22 protein-coding genes are annotated in these 25352 nt (G+C 27.1%); 16 read left to right on the top strand and 6 right to left on the bottom strand.

The genetic code is table 11. From position 1 onward, the window contains the following. Window positions 1-2: 2 nt before the first annotated feature. The 6 genes from RWJ08_RS02420 to RWJ08_RS02395 all read left to right on the top strand — a co-directional run bounded on the left by RWJ08_RS02420 (window position 3) and on the right by RWJ08_RS02395 (window position 4791). The gene (locus RWJ08_RS02420) at window positions 3-494 is read left to right on the top strand and encodes a MogA/MoaB family molybdenum cofactor biosynthesis protein (protein WP_313960940.1); all 492 of its coding nucleotides are present in this window, start codon (window positions 3-5) and stop codon (window positions 492-494) included. A gap of 7 nt (window positions 495-501) precedes the next feature. Continuing rightward, window positions 502-2028, top strand: a complete 1527-nt coding sequence (locus RWJ08_RS02415) for a YifB family Mg chelatase-like AAA ATPase (protein WP_313960939.1) — start codon at window positions 502-504, stop codon at window positions 2026-2028. Between the two features lie 125 nt (window positions 2029-2153). Next, window positions 2154-2699, top strand: coding sequence for a DUF6609 family protein (locus RWJ08_RS02410; RefSeq protein WP_313960938.1), 546 nt, complete (start codon window positions 2154-2156; stop codon window positions 2697-2699). 79 nt (window positions 2700-2778) lie between these two features. Further along, complete coding sequence (dprA, locus tag RWJ08_RS02405) at window positions 2779-3873, top strand: DNA-processing protein DprA (RefSeq protein WP_313960937.1); 1095 nt, start codon at window positions 2779-2781, stop codon at window positions 3871-3873. Window positions 3874-3914: 41 nt separating this feature from the next. Then, window positions 3915-4376, top strand: a complete 462-nt coding sequence (locus RWJ08_RS02400; protein ID WP_313960936.1) for a methylated-DNA--[protein]-cysteine S-methyltransferase — start codon at window positions 3915-3917, stop codon at window positions 4374-4376. A 139-nt stretch (window positions 4377-4515) separates the two neighbouring features. After that, window positions 4516-4791: a hypothetical protein gene (locus RWJ08_RS02395; protein WP_313960935.1), complete on the top strand. Its 276-nt coding sequence runs from the start codon at window positions 4516-4518 to the stop codon at window positions 4789-4791. A 1637-nt stretch (window positions 4792-6428) separates the two neighbouring features. Here the strand turns inward: RWJ08_RS02395 and RWJ08_RS02390 are convergent. Beyond that, window positions 6429-7259, bottom strand: a complete 831-nt coding sequence (locus RWJ08_RS02390) for an aminoglycoside 6-adenylyltransferase (RefSeq protein ID WP_313960934.1) — start codon at window positions 7257-7259, stop codon at window positions 6429-6431. Window positions 7260-7271: 12 nt separating this feature from the next. Beyond that, window positions 7272-8138: a YitT family protein gene (locus RWJ08_RS02385; RefSeq protein ID WP_293441063.1), complete on the bottom strand. Its 867-nt coding sequence runs from the start codon at window positions 8136-8138 to the stop codon at window positions 7272-7274. A 119-nt stretch (window positions 8139-8257) separates the two neighbouring features. On the opposite strand from RWJ08_RS02385, the gene RWJ08_RS02380 reads away from it, so the two are divergent. From RWJ08_RS02380 to RWJ08_RS02345, 8 genes are all read left to right on the top strand, one after another. After that, window positions 8258-9163, top strand: coding sequence for a glycerophosphodiester phosphodiesterase (locus RWJ08_RS02380; RefSeq protein ID WP_313960933.1), 906 nt, complete (start codon window positions 8258-8260; stop codon window positions 9161-9163). A gap of 290 nt (window positions 9164-9453) precedes the next feature. Next, on the top strand, window positions 9454-10839 hold the full coding sequence (cysS, locus tag RWJ08_RS02375; RefSeq protein ID WP_313960932.1) for a cysteine--tRNA ligase: 1386 nt from the start codon (window positions 9454-9456) through the stop codon (window positions 10837-10839). A gap of 1 nt (window position 10840) precedes the next feature. Continuing rightward, on the top strand, window positions 10841-11578 hold the full coding sequence (gene rlmB / locus RWJ08_RS02370; protein WP_313960931.1) for a 23S rRNA (guanosine(2251)-2'-O)-methyltransferase RlmB: 738 nt from the start codon (window positions 10841-10843) through the stop codon (window positions 11576-11578). Further along, a complete protein-coding gene (locus RWJ08_RS02365) occupies window positions 11568-12089 on the top strand; it encodes an NYN domain-containing protein (protein WP_313960930.1) in 522 nt (173 codons plus the stop codon). The genes rlmB and RWJ08_RS02365 overlap by 11 nt, the downstream gene beginning before the upstream one ends. Before the next feature lie 9 nt (window positions 12090-12098). Beyond that, window positions 12099-12998 (top strand): DNA adenine methylase, encoded by a 900-nt coding sequence (locus RWJ08_RS02360; RefSeq protein ID WP_313960929.1) that lies wholly within the window; start codon window positions 12099-12101, stop codon window positions 12996-12998. Between the two features lie 10 nt (window positions 12999-13008). Beyond that, on the top strand, window positions 13009-13869 hold the full coding sequence (locus tag RWJ08_RS02355; protein WP_313960928.1) for a type II restriction endonuclease: 861 nt from the start codon (window positions 13009-13011) through the stop codon (window positions 13867-13869). A gap of 15 nt (window positions 13870-13884) precedes the next feature. Beyond that, on the top strand, window positions 13885-14628 hold the full coding sequence (locus RWJ08_RS02350; RefSeq protein WP_313960927.1) for a DNA methyltransferase: 744 nt from the start codon (window positions 13885-13887) through the stop codon (window positions 14626-14628). Between the two features lie 41 nt (window positions 14629-14669). Beyond that, window positions 14670-15095, top strand: coding sequence for a cytidine/deoxycytidylate deaminase family protein (locus RWJ08_RS02345; protein ID WP_029948593.1), 426 nt, complete (start codon window positions 14670-14672; stop codon window positions 15093-15095). 30 nt (window positions 15096-15125) lie between these two features. On the opposite strand, the gene asnA is transcribed toward RWJ08_RS02345, so the two are convergent. The 4 genes from asnA to RWJ08_RS02325 form a co-directional block, all read right to left on the bottom strand. Beyond that, window positions 15126-16139: an aspartate--ammonia ligase gene (asnA, locus tag RWJ08_RS02340; protein WP_313960926.1), complete on the bottom strand. Its 1014-nt coding sequence runs from the start codon at window positions 16137-16139 to the stop codon at window positions 15126-15128. Window positions 16140-16269: 130 nt separating this feature from the next. Continuing rightward, a complete protein-coding gene (locus RWJ08_RS02335; protein ID WP_004833069.1) occupies window positions 16270-17151 on the bottom strand; it encodes a stage 0 sporulation family protein in 882 nt (293 codons plus the stop codon). Between the two features lie 175 nt (window positions 17152-17326). After that, complete coding sequence (locus tag RWJ08_RS02330; RefSeq protein WP_313960925.1) at window positions 17327-19636, bottom strand: FtsX-like permease family protein; 2310 nt, start codon at window positions 19634-19636, stop codon at window positions 17327-17329. Between the two features lies 1 nt (window position 19637). Beyond that, window positions 19638-20336: an ABC transporter ATP-binding protein gene (locus tag RWJ08_RS02325; RefSeq protein WP_313960924.1), complete on the bottom strand. Its 699-nt coding sequence runs from the start codon at window positions 20334-20336 to the stop codon at window positions 19638-19640. Window positions 20337-20556: 220 nt separating this feature from the next. Here RWJ08_RS02325 and uvrB point away from each other — a divergent pair, with 220 nt between their 5' ends. Together uvrB and uvrA are read left to right on the top strand one after the other, a co-directional pair. Continuing rightward, window positions 20557-22530, top strand: coding sequence for an excinuclease ABC subunit UvrB (gene uvrB, locus RWJ08_RS02320; protein ID WP_313960923.1), 1974 nt, complete (start codon window positions 20557-20559; stop codon window positions 22528-22530). After that, window positions 22523-25351, top strand: coding sequence for an excinuclease ABC subunit UvrA (gene uvrA, locus RWJ08_RS02315; protein ID WP_313960922.1), 2829 nt, complete (start codon window positions 22523-22525; stop codon window positions 25349-25351). The genes uvrB and uvrA overlap by 8 nt, the downstream gene beginning before the upstream one ends. Window position 25352: the final 1 nt, after the last annotated feature.

Genomic DNA, 25352 nt, shown 5'->3' with positions numbered 1-25352 from the left:
TTATGTTTACTGCTTATGTAATTACCGTTTCTGACAAGGGGTCAGTTGGTGAGAGAGTTGATACTTCAGGCGAAGTAATTGTTGAGATATTAAAAGAAAATAATTATGAAGTTCTTGATAAGATTATTATTCCGGATGATCAAGCAATAATAGAAGAAAAGTTAAAATATGCTAGTGATGTTTTAGGTGCTAATTTAATTTTAACAACAGGTGGAACGGGTTTTAGTAAAAGAGATGTTACACCTGAAGCAACTTTGAATGTTGCGACTAAAAACGCATTTGGAATTTGTGATTCCATAAGACAATACAGTTTGACAATTACAAAGAGAGCAATGCTTTCAAGAGCTGTTTCAGTTATTAGAAACGACAGCTTAATTATAAATTTACCCGGTAGTCCAAAAGCTGTTAGAGAATCTTTAGAGTATATTATAGATTCCGTAGAGCATGGACTTCAAATACTTTTAGGAACGGCATCCGAATGTGCTAGAAAGTAGGTAAGATATGTATTCAAAGACCAAGACTTGTGTGTTAAATGGATTAAATGGTTATGATATTGATGTTGAAGCAGATTTATCAAGTGGACTTCAGGCTTTTAATATTGTAGGGCTTCCTGATTTATCTATAAAGGAGTCAAAGGAAAGAGTTAAATCTGCAATTTCAAATAGTGGATATTCAATACCACCAGGAAGAGTTACGATAAATTTAGCTCCTGCAAATTTAAAAAAAGATGGCTCTCAAATTGATTTAGCAATAGCTGTGAGTATGTTACTTGCTATTGGAGTTATCGAGTATTTGCCCGATGAAAAAACTGTTTTTTTAGGTGAGCTTTCTCTGGACGGAAGAGTTATAACTTTTGACGGAGCTTTACCTATGATTATCTCTTTAAAAGAGCTTGGTTTTAAAAAGTTCTTTATTCCTAATGCTATTAAAAATGAAGTTAATATAGTCCAAGGAATTGAGATTTATCCAATTTCACATTTAAAAGAATTAGTTGATTGTCTAAATGGAGTTATCGAAATAAAGAAAGAAGAAATCGCAAAAGTAAATTTAGATGAAGAAATAAAATATGATATAGATTTTTCAGACATAAAAGGTCAGGAAAATTTAAAAAGAGCAATGGAAATTTCTGCTGCAGGAGGACATAATTTGCTGATGGTTGGTCCTCCGGGGAGTGGGAAAACTATGATTGCTAAAAGATTACCGACAATTTTACCTAAATTAACTTTTGAGGAATGTATTGAATGTACAAAAATATATTCAATAGCCGGAAAACTTAAAAATAATAAATTGGTTACTCAAAGACCTTTTAGATCTCCACATCATACAAGTAGTCCTATTTCTCTTGTAGGTGGAGGTAAAATTCCAAAACCGGGAGAGGTTTCTCTTGCTCATAATGGAGTTTTGTTTTTGGATGAATTTCCAGAGTTTTCAAAACAGGCAATTGAAGTTTTAAGACAGCCTATGGAAGATGGAAAAGTTACTATTTCAAGGGCTAATTCATCAATTACTTATTATTCAAACTTTGTAACTATTTGTGCATTAAATCCTTGCCCTTGTGGGAATTATGGATCACAAACTGAAAAATGCACTTGTTCACAGTTACAAATTCAAAGATATCTAAGTAAAATTTCAGGACCGATAGTTGATAGAATTGATATTCAAGTTGAAGTTGAGCCTGTAAAATATGACGATTTATCCTCAAAGGAAGTTTTAGAAACTTCTGCGGATATTAGAAAAAGAGTTGAAAATGCTAGAAAAATTCAACTTGAAAGATATAAAAATGAAAAAATATATAATAATGCGAATCTTTCTGCAAGACAGATTAAGAAATATGTTATTTTAGATGAAAAACTTGAAAAAATTATAGAGTTTGCATTTAAAAAGTTTAAGTTTTCAGCGAGATCTTTTAATAAAATTTTGAAGTTGACAAGAACAATTGCAGACTTGGACGGGAGTGAAGAAATCAAGGAAGAACATCTGTTAGAAGCAATCAGATATAGAAGTTTGAGCAATAAATATTGGAGTTAGTTTTTATTAATTAAGAATTTGATGTATTTAAATAATCATAATATAGAATCTAATATTTAGAATTTGCATTATTATAAATAAAGATTAAGAATTCAAAAAATTTAGAAATAAACAGGAGATTATTTATGTCATTTTTAGAATACCACAAAGAAGAGAAATTAGAATTTAACCATAAGAAATCATGTGGGTTATGGTTAATCGTAGTTGGTTTAGTTATTGCATTGGCTACTTTAATAGGAGGAAAACAAATAATAAATATGCAAGTATTTAGTTTTGGATATATTATTAGTTTTCTTTCAATTAATATGAATAAAAAGCTTATTAATAAATTATCAACTGGAAATTCAACTAAATTTCAAAATAAAGTTTCTTTATATTCAGTAATTTTATTATTCATATTGATGTTTTTATTAGGGGGACCATTTTTCGCAACAGAAAATTGGAGATTAATTTGGTTGGGTGCATTGATGGCTACTGCAATTCATTTTTTTCCATTTTATTTTGTTCATGGTAAATCAATGATTTTATTAGGAATAGTTTGTAGTATAAATATTGTAATAGGATATATTTATTCTGATATGTCTTTGTCAATTATTGCATATATTGATGCTTTAATTAAATTGTTATTTGGATTATATCTTTTCTTTTTATCAAAACCATCAAAAAGATAAAATCCTATTTATTGAATTAAATAATTTATGAAGTATTTAAGTTATATAAAAGTTTAAGTAATAAATATTGGAGTTAGTTATGAGAAATGAAGATGCTTTGTTATTTTTAAGTTATTTGAATTTTGATTATAAAATTAAAGATGAATTGTTAAATCATTTTACTTTGGAACATATTGAGGAGATTTTTGATTTATCTGGAGACTATTTTAAAGAAAATAAGCTTTTAACTAAAAATAATATCGAAAAATTAGTTGAGGAGAGAGAAAAATTTAATTCAGATGCTTATAGAGATTTTTTAGAAAAAAAGAAAGTTAAATATGTAAGTATTTTGAGTGAAAATTATCCAATTAATCTAAAAGATATTGAATATATTCCACAAGTTATTTACTATAAGGGAGATATTTTACCTGAAGATGAATTTGCTCTCTCAATTGTAGGCTCTAGGAAATGTACCAATTATGGAGCTTGGGCAACAGAATATTTTGCAAGGTCAATCTCAGAACTTGGAATAAGGATTGTTTCAGGAATGGCATTAGGTATTGATTCCATTTCACATAGAGCTGCTTTAAAATCAGGTGGAAGAACGATAGCCGTTTTAGGTTGTGGAGTTGATATAGCCTATCCTAAAACTAATTACAGATTGTATGATGAAATTATAGAAAATGGCGCAGTTATGAGTGAATTTCCTATAGGAATGCCACCTTTAGCTCATAATTTTCCTGTGAGAAATAGAATTATTTCAGGACTTTCAAAAGCATTATTGGTTATCGAAGCACAAGATCGTTCAGGTACACTTATAACTTCAAGATTTGCAAATGAACAGTCAAAAGAAATTTTTGCACTTCCAGGAAATATAAACAGTCTATACAGCAAAGGAACGAATAAATTAATAAAAGACGGGGCATTAATTGCTACGAATTATCAGGATATTATAGACGGTGTTATTGATTTTTCGGAATTTATTTTAAATAAAAATAAGGAAGAAAAAGATTTGAATATTTTGGATGCTAAAGAACTTTTAATTTATAATTTAATTAATGAAGAGTCGAAATCTCAAAATAAAATTTCAACAATAACAGGTTTTTCAATTATTGAAACAAATACAATTTTAACTGCATTGGAACTTAAGGGATTTATAAAAGAACTAAATGGGGGAATTTTTGTAGTTGATTAATTTTAAGAGATGAATTTCATCTCTTTTTTATGGAGTGGAATATGAATTACATAGTTTTTGATACTTTAGTTGGAAAGATTAAAGTTATAGAGGAAGATAACAAAATAATTGAAATTAAATTTGTAAAAGATAAGAATAATATTGATTCTAAAAATAAAGTTTTAAAATTGGCAAAAAAAGAATTGGAAGAATATTTTTGTGGAAAAAGAAAAAACTTTACATTCCCGTTTAAAGTAGATGGAAGCGAGTTTGCATTAAAAGTTTATAAGGCTTTAACGGAAATTCCTTATGGAGAAACCTGTAGTTATAAAGACATTGCAAAAAAAATCGGAAATGAAAATTCACAAAGAGCAGTTGGTGGAGCAAATAATAAAAATAAATTGCCGATTATAATTCCTTGTCATAGAGTTATAGGAAGTGATGGAAAACTTGTTGGTTATGCTGAAGGAATTGAAATAAAACAAAAACTTTTGGAGTTGGAAAGAAAAAATTTAAGATATTAAGGAAAATAAAGAATTTACAATAATTTAAAAATGTATTTTAAATTGTATAATGAATTTTCTAAAAAAGATAAAGTAAAATATATAAAAAATTAAATATGGGATATAATATAATTTTTTTCAAAATTGAAAGGATCAAATTATGACTTTTAAAAAATTAAATATTATCGCTGGCATTGTAATTAACATTTTACTAGCTATTTTCTTTGTTTTAAGTATTTATGGGGAAATTGGTTATGATGAAGGAAAAAGCATAATGTATGCATTGTTATTATTAAATATTTTTACATTTGCAATTAATATCTTACTAAAAAAAGACGATGACAATAAAAATTCTAGCAAAAAAATATTATTACTTTTATTAGTAACAATAATATTATCAATTGTAGTAGTTGTGGTATTATTAACTAATAAATAAAGAACAAGCAGAGTCTAGTTTATTTAAAACTATAGTTCTGCTTTTTTTTGTAAAAAAATTATATTAAATAAAATTAATGTTATTTTTATTGTGAAAAAATTAAAAATATAGATAAAAATTCAAAAAAATTATAAAAAATAACAAAAAAACATAAAAAAAGTGAAAAAATTTTAAAAAAATCACAATAAAGTGTTGACAAAGTAAAATTATTGGGGTATAATATAGTTAACAAACAAGATAACGCGTTAAATAGTTTGAAGACTGGAGGTAAGACCAATGAAAATATTAAAAACAATTTCATCAGAGTTGCAGTATCATTGGTTTTTAGTAAAAACTTACGATGCCAGCAACTTGAACAGCAGATAATATATTTTGTGAATTAGAAGATTGGAAAGTAGTATAGTAAAATTATAAAAAGCTAATCTAGATTTTAACAAAATCAGAGTATTGAGTTGTATGATAAGAAGTTTGAAGTAAAAATTAAGTATGAGATACTGAATCAAGTATTAAAAAATAAATATAAGATAATTGCAATACTTGATTATTTAAAAAAATAAGGTCAAGAGTATTAAGATATTTAGATATTTGTGTAAATATAAGAGAACTGAAATGTCATAGTATTTTTATAAAAGATATCAGGATGTTAAGATGTTTGAATATTTATAAAATCAAATATGAAAATGTTAAAATATTTGTTGCTTATACAATTAAATATAAAAGTATTAAGATATTTGAGTATTTAAAAAATAGAAATGAGATTAATAAAGTATTTAAAGACTTAAAGAAATATATCAAATTAGGATTATATAACTGATATAATAATTAAAAGATTAGTGAGATTAAATTATACTAAAGATACAATGTGAAGTAATATATAGACACAAAAGATATTACACGCAATGTGGTTGTAGATTTATCATAAGATTGTATGTATATAGTATGGAAAGACAGAGAAGGTTATTGATATAAAAATTTATCGGTGATTAGCTAGTTTATGCTAAAGTATTATTTTTGATAGATTTACAAAAACTAAAATCGAGGTTCAAGTGTAAAGAAATTTGGATTTCATTAAAACTAAAATTAAATATTTAGATATAAAAAGTGCATCGAATTGATGCACTTTTATTGCGTAGCAATAATGTTCACGGGAACCCACTCGATGCGACCATTGTAGAAAATATTGTATTATAAATAAAGTTATGAGATTTCTCGACTACGCTCGAAATGACGTATAATGATAAATCTTCGGTAAATAGCTTTACGTTAAAAGTAAAAAAACTTCAAAAATTATTTAAAAATTGTGTAAAAAACAAAATATTTAACGTCGTATCGCCTTTACAAAGCAAAGCTCTTAACACGTCATCTCAACCGTAGTGGAGAGATCTCTCAAAGCTCCAATTATGTCAAAATGTTTTGTGTTGAAGAATATTTTTAAGAATGAAATTCCAACAGTTGATTATATTCGAATTAAATGTTTGAACAATTTTTGTATTAAATTTACAATAATCTATGAGCAAAAAATAGTAGTAAATTAAAATTTACTATGTTTAAATTATGCTCAAAGAAAAAACTTCCAAAATTATTATTTAAAATAGTATTGGAAGTTTTTAGTATATAAGAATTTTCGAAAATTTAATCTATCTGTTATTTGCTTTTTGTTTTAATTCTCTTAAGAATGTTACAGTGTCTCTATCTAATTCTTTTGCATAGTCAAATCTTAAATTAAGAGCGATTTGAAGAGAAAGTCTTCTAAAAAGAGCACATATGTTAAATAGGGCTGTCCATAGAGACTCTATTTCTAATTCAGAGTAACAATGTAGATATTTTTCAAAAATATCTGTGTCGACATAGTTAAAAACTAATTTATTTTCTTTTCCAAGATCTATAACGTATTTATTTTCAGAAAGAACATAATGTTTTAAATGTTCATCAAGAAGATATAAAAGTTTCCTATATTCTTCTGATACATTTAAAAATTCTTTTGTGTATAATTTATTTCCGAATTTTAATACATTCCAGAAAAATTCACAAGTATTTACTAGAAATTCTTCATCTGTTAGTTTTTGTGTTTTTCTTTCAATATACAAACTTGCTTTTTTGCTTTCATCTTTATTAAGCACACAAATGTATTTTTCTTCAAGTTCTCCAAGAATATCTAAAGATTCATTAGATACTATTCTAAAAATCCCTTGTGTGAAGTTTTCATAAATTATTTTATATTCGATTAAATTTTCATTTTCAGTATTTTCAAACATAGTTAATACATCGCCAAAACGTTCAATCAATTCAAAAAAGTCATCATCAAAGGATAAATCTTTTACAAAAAATAAAACATTAAAAAAGCCTACATCACTGGACATGCTTTGTGTTTCTAACTGTTCAATATAGAGCTTTTCAACTCTATCATCATCCATTGCTATTTTTTTTGCTATTTCTTTAAGTTCATTAAATGTTATAATATTATTCAAAATAAACGCCTCCTAAATTTCTTGTACTTTAAATCCACGACCCTTAACTTCATAAGCTTCAGATATTATTAAAAATGCTGATGGATCAACTTCATCCAAAATTCTTTTTATAGTTACAACTTGTCTTGTACTTACTATACAATATACGACATTCTGTTGTTTATGTGTAAATGCGCCCTCTCCATGTAGAAGTGTAACGCCTCTATGTAAATCCGATAAAATTCTGTCGGTAACTTCTCTTTGTTTTGATGTTATAATCATAATTTCTTTTGTATCTCCAAAGCCCATTTGTATTTTATCAAGCATTTTATAAGCAACATACATTGAAACAATAGTTAAAAGACCTCTTTCAAGACTGAAGATGTAAGAGGCAACTCCTATTATAATTGCATTTATGGCCATTAAAGATGAACCAATATTTACATTAAGTTTTGTTTTAAAAATTGTTGCTAAAATATCAAGTCCACCTTGACATGCACCATGTTTGAATAAAATTCCCATTCCAAAACCATTTATGAAACCACCAAAAATTGCATATAACATATTGTTATCAAGTTTGAAATCTATTGGAATATGACGCATTGCAACTAATATAAATGAATAGATAAAAGTAGATAAAAATGCATAAGTCATAAACTTTTTTTTCAAAAAAAATGCACCAACAATCATCATAGGTAAATTCAATATGAATACTGAAATACCTGTAGGAAGACCAGTCAAGTATTCAATCATAAGTCCAATACCACCAAGTCCACCTGAAAGAAGTCCTGCAGGCACTAAAAATTTAACAACTGCAAATGAGCAAATCAAATCACCCATTAGTATAAAAAAAATAGTTCTAAGGAAATATTTTTTATCTCCAAAAAAATCTTCTAACATAATACATCAACCTTTGTTAATCTCCTTAATAAAATATGATAATATAATTATATCATAATTTATATTTATATGATATAATTATATTAGATTTTATTATAAATAATTAGGAGATGGGGTTTATGAGTTTATTTTTTAAGTTTTTATTGGTATTTATAATTATAATTTATATAGTTTTACAATTTTCATGTTTTAAAAAAGAAAGAAAGGCTAGAAAAATTTTTAAAAATGGACAATTTCCTTTAATATTTGCTCATAGAGGCTCAAGTCATTTATTTCCAGAAAATACAGAATTAGCTTTTCTGAAGTCTTTCGAAATGGGAGTTGACGCTTTTGAAACTGATATTAGACTTACAAAAGATGGTAAAATAGTAACTCAACATAATGAAAATATTGATGAGACAACTGATGGAACAGGGAATGTTATTGATTATACATATGATGAATTAAAGGAATTTAATTTTGGTTATAAGTTTAAAGATATTAATGGAGATTCTCCTTATGTAGAAAATAGAGTACAAGGTTTATATCCAATGGAGGTTTCTAAACTTTTTGAAAAATTTGGGGATAAAGTTGTTTATAGCATTGATGTTAAAGATGAAGGAGAAATTGGGCTAAAGTCAGCAGAACTTTTATATAAATTTGTAAAAGAATATAATTTAGAAAAAAATGTAATTTTTTCAAGTTTCAGTGAAGAAAATCTTAAACACTTAAGAAAAATAAGTCATGGGGAAATAATTATTTCAGGATCTATGAAAAAGACTACTGAAGTTGTATTGGCTTCGTATTTTGGATATGATACTTTTAAGAAATTTAATACTCATGCAATGATGATTCCAAAATTTGAAAAATTGCCTTTAGATACAAAATATTTAATTTATAAGTTCCATAAACATAATATCTCAGTTTGTTATTGGACAATTAATACAGAAAAAGATATGAGAAAACTTATAAATAAAAAAGTTGATGGAATTATTACTGATAGAGTTGACTTGCTTTTAAAAATAAAAGAAGAAAAGTCTAATTAAAACATTGACTTTTTCTTAATAATTTAGTATCCTATTATAAATGAAGATATATGTTGAAGAGGAAAAGAAACAACGATTTTTAGAGAGATGTTGTGTGGTGAAATACATCAATGTTGAAGGTGCGTCCTTGGAGTATTGGTTGCTACTTTATAGCAATTTAAGTGGATTTTTTCAATTAGAGTGGAACCGCGGAATTTTTTCGTCTCTTGTTTTTCAAGAGACGTTTTGTTTTATATAAAATAATTTTAAGTAGTAAAATACTATGAAATAAAAATATAGAGAGGTGTAATATGAAGATTTACAATACATTAACTAGAAAAAAAGAAGATTTTAAGCCTATTCAAGCAGGGAAGGCGTTGATTTATGTTTGTGGTCCAACGGTTTATAATTATATTCATATTGGTAATTCAAGACCTATGATTGTTTATGATACTTTGAGAAGATATCTTTTATATATAGGTTATGATGTAAAATTTGTAAGTAATTTTACAGATATTGACGATAAGATTATAAATAGAGCAAAAGAAGAAAATGTACCTTTTACAGATATTACAAAAAAATATATTGATGCATATCTTGAAGATAGCTATGGATTAAATCTTTTTGAAAGTCATACAATTCATCCAAAAGCTACAGAATGTATCAATGAGATGATAGAATTTGTAAAAGTTTTAGAAGAAAAAGGCATTGCATATAATGTCGATGGTAATGTATATTTTGATATTACAAAAGCTAAGGATTATGGAAAATTATCTAAAAAAAATATTGATGATTTAAGAGCAGGAGCAAGGATTGATATTTCTGATGAAAAGAAAAATCCTCTTGATTTTGCACTTTGGAAAAAAAGAAAAGATGAAAGTGAACCAGCTTGGGAAAGTCCTTGGGGAATGGGTAGACCTGGATGGCATCTTGAATGTTCAGTAATGGCAAAGAAATTTTTAGGAGATACAATAGATATTCATGCGGGTGGAGAAGATTTACAATTTCCTCATCACGAAAATGAAATTGCTCAGTCTGAATGTTGTAATGGAAAAGTTTTTGCTAATTACTGGATGCATAATGGAATGATTAATATAGATAATGTAAAGATGAGTAAATCAAAAGGAAATTTCTTTACAATAAAAGATATTCAAAAAGAATATGACTTGGAAGTAATCAGACTTTGGATTTTATCAACGCATTATCGAAATCCTTTGAATTTCAGTAGAGAAGTTATGGAACAAACAAAAAATGGGCTTGAAAGGATGTATAATGGTAAAGAACATTTAGAAAGACTTTTAGAAATATGTGAAGAAAGAGAAGATGGAGATATTTCTAAATTAGTTGAGCTGAAAAAAGAATTTTTAGATTGTATGGATGATGATTTAAATACAGCTGATGCTATTTCTAAAGTTTATGAGCTTATTCGTTATACAAATACATTTGATGAAAATACTGATTTGAAAGTTGTAAAGGGAGCTGTTAAACTGCTTTCTGATTTTACATCCGTTTTAGGACTTCTTTATAAGGAAGAAGATGATAATTTAGATGAAAAAGTTGAAAAACTTATTAAAGAAAGAGAAGAAGCTAGAAAGAATAAAGATTTTAAAAGAGCTGATGAAATTCGTGATGCTTTAAAAGAAATGAATATAGAATTAAAAGACACAAGAAATGGTGTTATTTGGAAAAGGGTGTAATATGAGCGACTATATATTCGGAAGAAATGCTGTATTAGAGGCATTAGAAAGTGATAGAAAAGTAGAGAAAATATATATTTTAAAAGGTGATTTAAAGGGCTCAATAAATAAAATAATTGGTAAAGCAAAGGCAAATGGTATTCTAATTTCAGAAATTGATAAAAACAAATTAGAAAATATGGCTGATGGAATTGTTCATCAAGGAGTTTGTGCCTTAATTTCAAGTTTTGAGTATTCAACTGTCGAAGAAATATTACAAGGTGCAAAAGATAAAAATGAAGATTTGTTTTTAGTGATTCTTGATGAGATTGAAGATCCACATAATTTCGGAGCAATAATTCGTACTTGTGAGGCTGTTGGTGTTCATGGAATTATAGTTTCTAAGAGAAATCAAGCGCCAGTTACCTCAATTGTTCAAAAATCATCCGCCGGAGCAGTAAATCATATTAAAATAGCGAAAGTTGCAAATATTGCAGATACAATTTTAAAATTACAAAAAGAAAATGTATGGGTTTATGGAGCTTGTGGAGAGGCTGAAAAAATTTATACAGATATGGATTTTAAAGGAAATATTGCAATAGTAATTGGAAATGAAGGCAAGGGAATAGGACAACTTATAAGAAAGAGATGTGACTTTTTGACAAAACTTCCAATGAAAGGTAAAGTTTCAAGCCTTAACGCATCTAATGCCTGTGCAATTCTAGTTTATGAGGCATTAAGACAGAGAGATGAAAAATAAAAAATTAATTATAATTGACGGTTACAATATTCTAAATGCATGGGAAAAATACAAACCATTTTTAAATTTGAGTTTTGAAAATGCAAGACATGAGTTGATTTATGATATGGGAGAATTTTCAAAATTAATGGGAATTGATTTGTTACTTGTCTTTGACGCATATAAGATTAATTTTAAAGGTACTTCAGATGTTATAAAAGGAATTGAAGTTGTTTATACAAAACAAAATGAAACTGCAGACCAATTTATTGAAAAAAAATTGGACGAAATAGGAAGAAAAATTTTGGTTTCTGTCGGAACAGATGACACTCTTATTCAAAAACTAGTTACACAAAGAGGTGGAATAGTATTAACTTCTAAAGAATTATTGTTCCGTTATGAAAATTTAAAAAACAAAAGTAATCGTTATGAAACTAAAAACAGAATTACAAACAAAAGCTATTTCAATTCCTTAGATGAAAAAGCCTTGAATCAATTGGATGAAGTAGAGAAAAAATTATTTGGAAAGTAGGATTATACTTTGAGTGAAATTTTAGAAAATAATGCAAAACCTTTTTTAAAATGGGCTGGTGGAAAGACTCAAATTTTAAATGAAATAAGAAATTATTATATTTTTAATAGTGAAATAACAAAATATGTAGAACCATTTATAGGTGGTGGAGCAGTTTTATTTGATATTTTGAACAAATATGATCTAGAAGAAATATATATAAGTGATATAAATGCAGATCTTATAAATGTTTATTCTTGTATAAAGGAAGATGTTGAAGAATTAATTATAATGTTGGAAAGTATGGAAAGAGAGTTCTTAAAATTAGATATTGAGAAGAGAAAAGAATATTATCTATTACGAAGAGATGAATTTAATATAATTAAATTTAGTTATGATGAACATGCTGTAAAAAAGTCAGCACTGATGATATTCTTAAATAAAACTTGTTTTAATGGGTTATATAGAGTTAACAAATCTAACAAGTTTAATGTACCTTTTGGAGACTATAAGAATCCTAAAATTTGCGATACTGTAAATTTAATTAATATTTCAAAAAAATTAAAAAATGTAAATATAGTTTGTGATGATTATAAAAAATCTCTTGATATTATAGATAAGGGAACATTCGTTTATATTGATCCACCATATAGACCGATATCATTGACATCAAGTTTTACATCATATAGTAAAGATTCTTTTGATGATAAAAATCAGATAGAACTTTCAGAATTTATAAATGAGATAGATAAGATGGGAGCAAAGTTTTTATTGAGTAATTCTGATCCAAGAAATAATAATCCTAAGGATAATTTTTTTGACGATTTATATTCTAACTATAATATAAACAGAATATTTGCTAATAGGAGTATTAACTCAAAAGGAAATTTAAGAAACAAAATAACTGAACTTTTAATTTCAAATTTTTAGGAGAAAATGTATGGAACGTAATTTTAAAGAATGGATATCAAGTTTTAGACCAAATATTGTTGACTATAGTTATTACACAGATTTTAAAAAGGTATATAAAAATGTTGATGAACTAAAGGTTGAATTAAATATTTTAAATTCATTAATAGGCTCAAAAAATATAGAGTCAGATTTTGAAAATTTATTAAGAAAGTACCCTGAAGTTTTGAGATGTATTCCAATATTAATAGCAGTCAGGAAAAAAGAGATTTATGCTATTGATGAATTTGGAGAGTTTAATTATTCTTTTAAAAAAACAAATTTACCAATAGAACAATATAGTATGTTTATGAGAAAAACAGGATTATTTGATTTAATTCAAAATCATATTATTACAAATTTAGTAGATTATGTGACAGGAGTAGAAACTGGATTAGACTCAAATGCGAGAAAGAACCGTGTAGGGCATGTGATGGAAAATTTAGTTGAGAAATATATCATAAATGCTGGATTTGTTAAAGATATTAATTATTTTAAGGAAATGTATATAAGTGACATTACTAAAAGATGGAATATTGATTTATCTGCAATTTCTAATACTGGAAAAACTGAAAAAAGATTTGATTTTGTAGTTAAAACGGAACATACTATTTATGTTATAGAAACAAATTTTTATAGTAGTGGAGGAAGTAAACTTAATGAAACTGCTCGTAGTTATAAAAATATAGCAATAGAATCTAATAATATAAAAGGATTAAAATTTGTATGGCTTACAGATGGAAAAGGTTGGGAAAGTGCTAGACATAATCTAGAGGAAACTTTTGACATTATGGAACATTTGTATAATTTAAATGATTTAGAAAATAATGTTATTAAAAAAATTTTTGTTTAATAGAAGGTTATAGCTATGAAAAAAGAAAAAAAGTGGGAGCCTGAAAGTTTTGAATTAGAAATGACAACACATTGGTCGTTTCCAAATAGAGGAAATTGGGCAACTCACGATGCAAAGTGGAGAGGAAATTGGTCACCTTATATACCAAGAAATATAATTCTTAGATATTCAAAAGAAAATGATGTTGTATTAGATCAATTTGTTGGTGGAGGTACAACCCTTGTTGAAGCAAAACTTTTGAATAGAAATATAATAGGTGTCGATGTTAATGATATAGCAATACAAAGATGCAAAGAAAAAGTAGATTTCGAATATAAGCAATCCAATAGCAAAGTTATAATTAAAAAGGGAGATGCAAGAAATTTGTTTTTTCTTGAAAATGAAAGTATAGATTTGATATGTACTCATCCACCATATGCTAATATTATAAATTATAGTGATGATTTAGAAAATGACTTGTCTAGATTAAATATAAAAGATTTTTTAATACAAATGGAAGAAGTTGCGAATGAAAGTTATAGAGTCCTTAAAAAAGGAAAGTTTTGTGCTATCTTAATGGGTGATACTAGACAAAAGGGTAATATGATACCAATGTCTTTTAAAGTTATGGAAATATTTAAAAAAGCAGGATTTACTTTGAAAGAAATTATAATAAAAGAGCAACATAATTGTAAAGCTACAGGATTTTGGAAAACTAATAGTATAAAATATAACTTTTTATTAATAGCACATGAATACTTATTTATTTTTAAAAAATAAATAAATTTTAAAATTATTTAATAGTGAAAATAGGAGGGTGTATGAGAAAACCTTGGAACGAATATTTTATGGATTTAGCGAAGATGGTTGCAACTAGAGGAACTTGTGATAGGGCTTATGTTGGTTGTGTTTTAGTTAATAAGGATAATAGAATTATATCAACTGGATATAATGGTTCAATTTCAGGTAATCCTCAATGTGATGAAATAGGTCATACGATGAGAGATGGACATTGTATTGCAACGATTCATGCAGAACAAAATGCACTTTTATATTGTGCAAGAGAAGGAATAAAGGTAAAAGGCTGTACTTGTTATGTAACTCATTTTCCTTGTTTAAATTGTACTAAGGCATTGATTCAAGCCGGAATTTCAAAAATCTACTATGAAAATAGTTATAGAATGGATGAATATGCAATAGAATTGTTGGAAAGAAATAAAATAGAATATATAAAGATTGGTGAATAGTTAAAAGGATATGAATTTTTTCATATCCTTTTATAGTAGATTTATTTTATTTTCTTTACATATATTTAACATTTCTTCTGGCCAAAAACTTGATTGTACTTCTCCAATATGTGCTTTTTGAAGGAAAAACATACAAATTCTAGACTGACCTATTCCACCACCTATTGTAAGAGGTAATTCATCATTTAGTAGCATTTTGTGGTATTTCAGATTTTTTCTATCTTCATTTCCGCTGATTTTTAACTGTTTTAATAGTATTTCTTTGTTAACTCTAATTCCCATTGATGAAAGTTCCAATGACGAATTTAATATTGGATTCCAGAAAATTAAATCTCCATTTAATTCCCAATCGTCATAGTCAGGACTTCTTCCGTCGTGTTTTTTTCCACTATTTAAAACATTACCAATTTTTGTAATAAATACAGCTTTTTTTGCTCTTGCAATTTTATGTTCTCTTTCTTTTGGTGTATCATTTGGGAACATATCTTCAAGTTCTTGGGTTGAAATGAAAAACACCTTTTTTGGTAATATTGTTTGATAATTTAAAAATCTTCTGGATAAAAATTCATCAGTTCTTTTAAATACATTATAGATTTTTTTTACAATATCAGTTAAAAATTTTTCATTTCTATCTTCATTACTTATAACTCTTTCCCAATCCCATTGATCTACATAAACAGAGTGAATATTATCTAATGTTTCACAAGGCCTAATAGCATTCATATCTGTATAAATTCCTTCGCCATCAGGAATAGCATAATTTTTTAATGCAATTCTTTTCCATTTTGCTAAAGATTGTACTATTTCTAGCTCTTCTGAATTTTCTTCTTCACTTAAAGAAAAAATTGCTGGATATTCAATTCCACTTAAATTATCATTTATTCCTGTATTTTTTTTTACAAATAATGGGGCAGAAACTCTAGTTAAATTTAATTCATTTGCCAAATTTGTTTCGAAAAAATCCTTTATTTCTTTGATTGCTTTTTGTGTTTCAATAATATTTAAGTCTGAAGTATATCCTTCAGGAATAATTATATCGTTCATAAAATCACTCCTTGTTAATGTAATAAAATATAAAATATGATACTATATTCTTCAAATAAAGTCAATAGTTTAGAGAATTAAAATATTAGGGTAAAAAAAATAGAGTTGATTTCAACTCTATTTTTAATGCTTATAATAATTCCTCAATATATTCAAATTGAATATCTTCATCTTTTTTAGCATAAGCCATATCTCTTTCTTTTGTAACTGCAATATCATCTACAAAAAAGGGTTTAATAGTTTCAGTGTTATTATCTTCATTTACTATCTTTACTTTTACAATTTCTGATAGAGTATAACTGTCAACTATAATGCCTTTGCCTTCACTTGTTATTACATAAGTACCACAAGGTGGAATTTTTTTTAATTTTTCTTCGTAAACATTTTGTTCGTATTTCAAACAACACATTAGTCTACCACATGTTCCTGAGATTTTATTTTGATTTAGAGATAGAGATTGATCTCTTGCCATTTTTATAGTTACAGGAGCAAATTCTCCTAAAAATCTTTTGCAACAACAAACTTGACCACAAGAGCCGAGAGCACCTACTATTTTCGCATGATCTCTAACTCCAATTTGTCTAAGTTCGATTCTATTTTTAAATATATATGCAAGGTCCTTAACCAATTCTCTAAAATCAATTCTATTGTCAGAAACAAAGTAAAAAATAACTTTTTGATTGTCAAAAGTATATTCACAATCAACTAATTTCATATCTAAGCCGTGTTCATTTGCTTTTACTTTGCAAATTTCAATAGCATCTTTAGCTTTCTTTTTATTTTCTTCATGTATATAATCATCCATGTTATCAGCAATTCTCAAAACTGGTTTTAATGATGAAACTAGTTTTGATTCTTCAACTTCTCTAGGTTCAATGGCTACATTTCCATACTCTATACCACGAGAAGTTTCTACGATTACATTATCATTTTTATTTATACTAAAGTTGCAGGGATCAAAGTAATATATCTTTCCGGCTTCTTTGAATCTTATCCCAACTACTTTTTTCATGATTCCTCCTAAAATTTATACACACATATTATACCATAATTTTCTGTTGAATACTAGATATATTAATTTAATGGAATTAAAGTTGTCATAAAAAACAACGGAATTTTTTTCCGTTGTTTTCTAAATTAAATATAAGATTATACTCTTGATTATGAAAGAATTAAGTGATAGTAAATTATTCTCTGTTTTTTAAAACTTCGCTGAAATTCATTTTTGATATTCTATAAAATTGTAATATACTTACAAATAAATAAGTAGCAATAGTTATCACAATTGACATTATTACAATTTTTGGCGAAATATCAAGCTCTAAATATCCTGAAAATTTTAGCATTGAATAATACATTATTTGTTTTACTGTATATATTTCAAGTGGTATTAAAGCTATTAAACTTAATAATACTGTTAGAGTTACTGGTCGAATATAGATTTTTGAAATTTCTCTATTCGTGTAACCGAAAATTTTTAAATATGCAATTTGGATAGTATTTTTATCTGTTATTATTTTCATTAGACTGTAAGTAAAGCCTGCTAAGAATATTGTAGATACAGCTATAAATGCAGATAGCATTGGTCCCATGAGTTTAGACATCTGTTTAGAAACATCTGTCATTGAATTTTCATCTATTGTTGTTGAAACATACTTTTCATCAATATCCAATTTTTCATTACTAAAATATCCATTAAAGAATTCTTTATTTTGCTCTAATTCTTCATTCAAATATTCTTGCTTTATAAAGGCTGAAAGATTAGCAGATTTTTTGTGTATATCAACTATTTTATAAGTCTTTTCTTTATCTGACAATTTCCCTTTAACTGTTATTTCATCTCCAACATACTTTCTAAGTTTCTTTGAAAGATTTTCACTAATAACTATCTCATTTTTGTTTTCAGGTAGTTTGGTGTTTTCAAAGTATTTTGAATTTTCAGTAATTCCTAAAAGAAGTATGTCTTCATCTGATTTTTTGATACTGTGATAAACCCTTGCTGGTGTAGTCGTATATTTTTCTGCTGTTTTATTGTCAATTTCAATAGGAGCCTTTAGTACATATTGATATTTACTAATCAAATTTTCTTTTATATTATTTCCATAGTTGTCGAATGTAGGTTTTGCAGAAATTCCAAAGATGAACAATATTGAAGTAATAAATATTCCAAGTACAATCGCTACATAATCTCCTTTGTTGGATTTTATAATTGATTTTCTAAATGAACCTAAAAAGTTTTTGTTGACTTTTAATTCATTTTCATGCTTTGACTTTCTTTTATTTTTATAATGTTTTAAATTTTTTCTTAAAAAATCTAAAGGTGTGAAGTTTAATTTTCTATAAATATAAATATAATTAAAAATTAAAATTATTGAAATAGGTATGATAGTCGTAATTATTAATGCTTCCAAGTTGAAACTAGGAGTGAAGTTCTGCATATTAAATGATTTGTAGTAAACAGATTTAAAAGAATTTGTAAAAACTGTGTACCCAAAAATATTTCCTAAAACAGCAGCTAAAAATGTAATTATAACAGAGTTTGCTATATAATTTATAACTAGCTCTGATTTTTTATATCCATTCGCAAGAAGTATTCCAATTATTTCAGATTCTTCTTGTATTTTACTCACAATAGAAAGTGCAAATATGAATCCTATTAGCGTTACCATTAGACAAAGCATAACAATAACCATAGGCCTATCTCCACCCATATCGTCAATCAAATAACTTATAGCATTATTATCTTTTTTTGGAAGTTGTTCTAAAACTGTTTTTGATATATTCGCAGAATTTATAACTTCTTTATTTTTTTCTTTCGTTTCTTTTTCACTTAGGTTTCTATCGTTAAATCTATATGAAACTTGATATTTTAACTTGCTTTCGTTAAAAATATCTTTGTCTTTATCAGATACTAATCCTACTCCAAAATCTATTGCATTAAATATTAAATCTGTAGATTTTTGAAAAGATGAATTATAATCTGGAGTTGCTATTAAACCAACTATTTTAAAGCTTCTTTCTTTATTATCTTTAAAAAATTCTTTTTTAAAAGTAATAGTGTCACCGACTTTTAAATCATTGTTTTCAGCAAATAGTCTATTTATAGCTATTTCGTTTTTGTTTTTTGCAAGATTACCTTCATTGATAACAGGAAGATTTATATTTTTTCTATTTGTATAAAGTCTAATTGTTTTTTCATCTTTATCATCTTTAATTTTATTTATTTTTGCATCAACATAAGGAGCTTTTTCGACTTTAACATTAGTTTTTTCAATGGATTTTAATATTTCATCTGTAGGGTCAAATGCGAATAATATTTTTCCATCTTCAACAACTCCAGTTGACATAAGTTCATAATATAAAGTCTTGATACTTCCTGATGAAACTAACATGCCTGAAGTTGTGGAAATCATAAAAAACAGAAGTATAAAGAGAAATAAATTTTTTGACCATTGAGCTTTTAATCCTCTAAGAATTCTTTTATTTAAATTTCTCATGTTACCACTCCAATTCTTGTGCATCCATTACATTGTCATTTTCAATTTCTTGACATATAATTCCATCTTTTAGCCTTATTGTAATATTAGACATCTTTGTTATTTCTTCATTATGAGTCGCAAGAATAATGGTAGTTTTATATTCCTTATTTATTCTTTGAAGTAGTGATAAAATATCCTTTGAAGTTTTATAATCTAAAGCACCCGTAGGCTCATCACAAAGTAATATTTCAGGTTTTTTTATTAAAGCACGGCCTATTGCACATCTTTGTTGTTGTCCACCTGATAATTGTCTAGGATATTTATTTTTATGTTCCCATAGACCCAAATCTTTTATTAATTTTTCAATATCCATAGGGTCGTTATGTATAAAAGAACCTACTTGAATATTTTCTGTTACGGTTAAGTCCGGAATTAAATTATAAAATTGAAAAATAAAACCTAAATATTTTCTTCTAAAATTTGAAAGGGCATTTTGTTTTAAACTTGAAATTTCATATTCATTTATCTCTATAGAACCACTGTCGATTTTTTCAAGTCCGCCAATAGCATTAAGTAATGTTGATTTTCCTGAACCAGATGGTCCTAATAGAGTACAAAGTGCACCTTTTTCTAAAGAAAAATTTATATCTTTTAAAACGGAAATTTTATTTTCATTTGCTCCATAAGATTTGTTTAAATTTTTTACAACTAAAAACATAAATACCTCCATAAAAATTTATTTAACTATAAACAAATTATAGCACTTTCGATATTTATTATCAACAATAAAATTTTATAACAGAAAGTATTTTTTAATTTGATTATTAAAGAAATTTTTGCGGTATATTAGTTATGTTATAGATGAAAAATATAGTATAATATTATATAGATTATTTTAAATAAAAATATTTGATTAATAAATAAATGGGGAGTACATTATGGAGTTTGTTTTAAATTTAAAATTTAAGCCTACAGGAGATCAACCCGAAGCTATTGAAAAAATATCGGATTCAATTAAAAAAGGTAATAAAGAAATAATTTTAAAGGGTGTTACAGGAAGTGGAAAGACCTTTACAATGGCAAATATTATTGAAAAAGTTCAAAAACCAACACTTGTAATTGCACATAATAAGACTTTGGCTTATCAGATTGCTAGTGAATTTAAGGAATTTTTTCCTAACAACGCTGTTGAGTTTTTTGTGTCCTATTATGATTATTATCAACCTGAAGCCTATGTTCCACAATCCGATACTTATATAGAAAAAGACAGCTCAATAAATGATGAGATAGATAAACTTAGACACTCCGCTACAATGTCTCTTTTTGAAAGAAGAGATGTAATCATTGTTGCTTCCGTTTCTTGTATTTATGGTTTAGGTGATCCAATAGACTATGAAAATTTAGTTGTTTCATTAAGACCAGGAATGATAAAAGATAGAGATGAAGTTATAAGAAAACTTGTAGATATTCAATATGTAAGAAATGATATTAATTTTATTCGTGGTACTTTTCGTGTAAGGGGAGACAGTTTAGAAATATTTCCAGTTTCCTCATCTGAAAATAGTATTAGAGTAGAATTTTTTGGAGATGAGATAGATAAAATTTCAGAAATTGATGCCTTAACAGGTAATGTAATAGGAACTCGTGAGCATGTTGCAATTTATCCTGCATCTCACTTTGCCACAAGTTCAGAAAAAATAGAAAGAGCTATTGGTACAATTTCAAAAGAATTGGAAGAAAGACTTTTAGTTTTAAATCAAGAAAATAAATTAGTTGAAGCTCAAAGACTTGAACAGAGAACAAAATATGATTTGGAAATGTTACAAGAAATTGGATTTTGTAGTGGTGTAGAAAATTATTCTGCTCATTTAAGTGGTAGAGAAAGAGGTTCAAGACCTTATACTTTGATTGATTATTTTCCTGATGATTTTTTGATTATTGTAGATGAAAGTCATGTTACTGTTCCACAAATTGGAGCAATGTATGAAGGGGATAGAAGTAGAAAACAAAATTTGGTTGATTATGGATTTAGATTGCCTTCTGCTTTGGATAACAGACCATTAAAATTCACAGAATTTGAAAGTATGGTAAATCAAATCTTATATGTATCTGCAACTCCAGGCAAGTATGAAAAAAGCCATAATTTAGAAGAAGTTGAACAAATTATAAGACCTACAGGACTTTTGGATCCTTTAATTGAAGTTAGAAAAACAGAAGGACAAATTGACGATATAATTGGTGAAGTAAATTCAGTTATTAAAAAAGGAGAACGTGTTTTAATTACAACTTTGACTAAAAAAATGGCTGAAAATTTAACGGATTATTTAAAAAATGTAGGAATAAAAACAACTTATTTGCATAGCGATATTGACACGATTGAACGTATGGAAATAATTAGAGATTTGCGTGTTGGGAAGTTTGACGTTTTGGTTGGAATAAACTTGTTAAGAGAAGGACTTGACTTGCCTGAGGTAAGTATGGTTATAATTATGGATGCAGATAAGGAAGGTTTTTTGCGTTCTGAAACTTCTATGATACAAACAATCGGACGTGCTGCAAGAAATGTAAACGGAAGAGTTATTATGTATGCAGATAGAATAACAAAGTCAATGGATGTGGCAATTAAGGAAACAAATAGAAGACGTGAAATTCAAAATAAATACAATATAGAGAATAATATCACTCCAAAGAGTGTTAAGAAAGATATTAGAGAGATTATTCAAGCTACAAAGGTTGCTGAGGATAATGTGGATTATAAAACAGAAGATGTTGAAATTACAGATTATGAAAGTTTCATTGAAGATTTGAAAAATGAAATGTTATCTGCTGCCGATTCTTTAGACTTTGAAAGAGCAGCATCAATAAGAGATGAAATAAAGAGATTAAAAGAAATGTGGGGATTAGATGTCTAAAAATACGATTAGAATTAAAGGGGCAAAAGTAAATAATTTAAAAAATATAGATTTGGAAATTCCAAGAGATAAAATGGTTGTTTTTACAGGACTTAGTGGAAGCGGAAAATCATCTTTGGCTTTTGATACAATTTATGCCGAAGGGCAAAGAAGATATGTTGAAAGCTTATCAAGTTATGCAAGACAATTTTTAGGTCAAATGGATAAACCTGATGTTGAATATATTGATGGACTAAGTCCGTCAATTTCTATTGATCAAAAAACTACAAATAGAAATCCAAGATCTACTGTAGGAACTGTTACTGAAATTTATGATTATTTAAGATTGCTTTTTGCAAAAATTGGAATTCCAAAATGTCCAATATGTGGAACTGAAATAAAAAGTCAAAGTATCGATCAAATGGTTGATAGAGTTATGAAACTTGAAGAGAGAAGTAAGATATTTGTGTTAGCTCCTGTAATTCGTGGAAAAAAGGGAGAACATAAAAAACTTTTAGAAAATATAAAAATTCAAGGTTTTGTTCGTGCGATTATTGACGATAAAGAATATGAACTTACTGAAGAAATTGAATTAGATAAAAATAAAAAACATAATATTGATATCGTAGTTGATAGACTTGTTGTAAAAGAAGGAATTGAGTCAAGACTTACAGAGAGTTTGGAAACAGCTTTCAAATTTAGTGACAGTATTGTTAAGGTTAAAGTGGTCGATGGAGAAGAAATTTTATTTTCTGAAAAAATGTCCTGTCCTAACGGGCATATTTCATTTGATGAAATTGAACCTAGAACTTTTTCTTTTAACAGTCCTTTTGGAATGTGTCATGATTGTAATGGACTTGGAAGCCATAAAATTATAGATCCGGATTTGGTAATTCCTGACAAGAATAAATCACTTTTAGAGGGCGCTATTGAATGTTACAATATGACTACCGGAGAAGATGGATACTATTATAAAATATTTCACGAAATCATAAAATATAATGGTTTTGATGAAAATACTCCTTTTAAAGATTTAAGTAAAGAAACTATAGATGAACTTCTTTATGGGACAGGATTAAGAAATATAAAATTTAGGTTTGAAAGTAAGTTTACAAATGAAAATAAAACTTTTAATAAACCATTTGAAGGAATAGTAAAGAATTTAGAAAGAAGATATGCCTCTTCTCCAATGTCTTCTATGAGAGAAAAAATTGAAACAGTGATGTCTGAAATGGAATGTGAAACTTGTAAAGGAAAAAGACTTAATGAAAAAGCCCTTTCAATTTTTATAAGAGATAAAAATATTTCAGATGTTACAGCAATGTCTGTTCAAAAATTGAATGAATGGTTTAATGATTTAGAATTAACAGAAACAGAAAGTATTATTGGGGAAAGAATTTTAAAAGAAATTAGAGAAAGACTTAAATTCTTAAAAGATGTAGGTCTTGAATATTTAACTTTAGCAAGAAGTGCAGGAACTCTTTCAGGAGGAGAAAGTCAAAGAATTAGACTTGCAACTCAAATCGGTTCAGGGCTTGTTGGAGTTGTTTATGTTTTAGATGAACCAAGTATAGGTTTACATCAGAGAGATAATGAAAAACTTTTAAATGCTTTAAGAAATTTAACAAATCTTGGAAATACTTTGATTGTAGTAGAACATGATGAGGATACTATTCGTTGTGCTGACCATATTGTAGATATTGGACCAAGAGCAGGCATTCATGGTGGAGAGGTTGTTGCTCAGGGAACTCTTAAAGATATTATGAAGAGTAAAAAATCTATTACAGGTGCATATCTTTCAGGAAAAAGTAAAATAGAAGTTCCTAAACAAAGAAGAAAATACACAGATACAATTAAAGTTTTTGGAGCAAGAGAAAATAATTTAAAAAATATTGATGTTGAATTTCCTATCGGTGTTTTTACTTGTGTAACTGGTGTTTCCGGAAGTGGAAAGAGCAGTTTGGTAAATTCAATTTTAAATAAGGAATTGTCAAATAAATTAAATAGAAGTAAACAAAAAACAGGAAAGTTTGATAGAATTGAGGGATATGAAAAACTAGATAAAGTTATTGAAATTGACCAAAGTCCTATAGGTAGAACTCCACGTTCAAATCCCGCAACTTATACAAAACTTTTTGATAATATAAGAGATGTCTTTGCTATGACTACAAAGGCAAAAATGAAAGGATATAGTAAAGGAAGATTTAGCTTTAATGTTCATGGCGGTCGTTGTGAAGCTTGTAAAGGAGATGGAACAATAAAGGTTGAAATGCACTTTTTACCTGATGTATATGTTCCTTGTGAAGTTTGTGGTGGTAAAAGATACAATAGAGAAACTTTGGAAGTAACTTATAATGGGAAAAATATTTCAGATGTTTTGGAAATGACTGTTGAAGATGGACTTAAATTTTTTGAAAATCATCCTTCAATAAAAAGAAAATTACAAACACTATACGATGTAGGATTGGATTATATTAAGATTGGTCAAAGCTCAACAGAGCTTTCAGGTGGAGAGGCTCAAAGAGTTAAACTTGCATCTGAACTTGCTAAACGTGGAACGGGACAAACTGTTTATATTTTAGATGAACCAACTACAGGATTACACATTGATGATATAAAAAAATTGATTGAAGTTTTAAATACCTTAGTTGAACAAGGAAATACTGTTATTGTTATAGAACATAATTTAGATATGATAAAAATTGCAGATTATATAATTGATTTAGGTGTTGAAGGTGGCGACGGTGGAGGAACCATTGTAGTAACGGGCACACCTGAGGAAGTTGCAAAATGTGAGAAATCATATACAGGACAATTTTTAAGGAAAATATTAGGAGAGTAAA

The sequence above is a fragment of the uncultured Parvimonas sp. genome (genome assembly GCF_963524015.1).
GTDB lineage: Bacteria > Bacillota > Clostridia > Tissierellales > Peptoniphilaceae > Parvimonas.
This window is presented reverse-complemented; position numbering and strand designations above follow the sequence as displayed.

Coding starts and splice junctions, on each gene's coding strand:
- RWJ08_RS02365 (WP_313960930.1), top strand. CDS start 11,568: ATGAAAAATAAAAAATTAATTATAATTGACGGTTACAATATTCTAAAT.
- RWJ08_RS02335 (WP_004833069.1), bottom strand. CDS start 17,151: ATGAAAAAAGTAGTTGGGATAAGATTCAAAGAAGCCGGAAAGATATAT.
- RWJ08_RS02415 (WP_313960939.1), top strand. CDS start 502: ATGTATTCAAAGACCAAGACTTGTGTGTTAAATGGATTAAATGGTTAT.
- RWJ08_RS02395 (WP_313960935.1), top strand. CDS start 4,516: ATGACTTTTAAAAAATTAAATATTATCGCTGGCATTGTAATTAACATT.
- RWJ08_RS02410 (WP_313960938.1), top strand. CDS start 2,154: ATGTCATTTTTAGAATACCACAAAGAAGAGAAATTAGAATTTAACCAT.
- RWJ08_RS02420 (WP_313960940.1), top strand. CDS start 3: ATGTTTACTGCTTATGTAATTACCGTTTCTGACAAGGGGTCAGTTGGT.
- uvrB (WP_313960923.1), top strand. CDS start 20,557: ATGGAGTTTGTTTTAAATTTAAAATTTAAGCCTACAGGAGATCAACCC.
- RWJ08_RS02325 (WP_313960924.1), bottom strand. CDS start 20,336: ATGTTTTTAGTTGTAAAAAATTTAAACAAATCTTATGGAGCAAATGAA.
- RWJ08_RS02350 (WP_313960927.1), top strand. CDS start 13,885: ATGAAAAAAGAAAAAAAGTGGGAGCCTGAAAGTTTTGAATTAGAAATG.
- uvrA (WP_313960922.1), top strand. CDS start 22,523: ATGTCTAAAAATACGATTAGAATTAAAGGGGCAAAAGTAAATAATTTA.
- cysS (WP_313960932.1), top strand. CDS start 9,454: ATGAAGATTTACAATACATTAACTAGAAAAAAAGAAGATTTTAAGCCT.
- dprA (WP_313960937.1), top strand. CDS start 2,779: ATGAGAAATGAAGATGCTTTGTTATTTTTAAGTTATTTGAATTTTGAT.
- RWJ08_RS02330 (WP_313960925.1), bottom strand. CDS start 19,636: ATGAGAAATTTAAATAAAAGAATTCTTAGAGGATTAAAAGCTCAATGG.
- RWJ08_RS02355 (WP_313960928.1), top strand. CDS start 13,009: ATGGAACGTAATTTTAAAGAATGGATATCAAGTTTTAGACCAAATATT.
- RWJ08_RS02385 (WP_293441063.1), bottom strand. CDS start 8,138: ATGTTAGAAGATTTTTTTGGAGATAAAAAATATTTCCTTAGAACTATT.
- rlmB (WP_313960931.1), top strand. CDS start 10,841: ATGAGCGACTATATATTCGGAAGAAATGCTGTATTAGAGGCATTAGAA.
- RWJ08_RS02400 (WP_313960936.1), top strand. CDS start 3,915: ATGAATTACATAGTTTTTGATACTTTAGTTGGAAAGATTAAAGTTATA.
- RWJ08_RS02380 (WP_313960933.1), top strand. CDS start 8,258: ATGAGTTTATTTTTTAAGTTTTTATTGGTATTTATAATTATAATTTAT.
- RWJ08_RS02345 (WP_029948593.1), top strand. CDS start 14,670: ATGAGAAAACCTTGGAACGAATATTTTATGGATTTAGCGAAGATGGTT.
- asnA (WP_313960926.1), bottom strand. CDS start 16,139: ATGAACGATATAATTATTCCTGAAGGATATACTTCAGACTTAAATATT.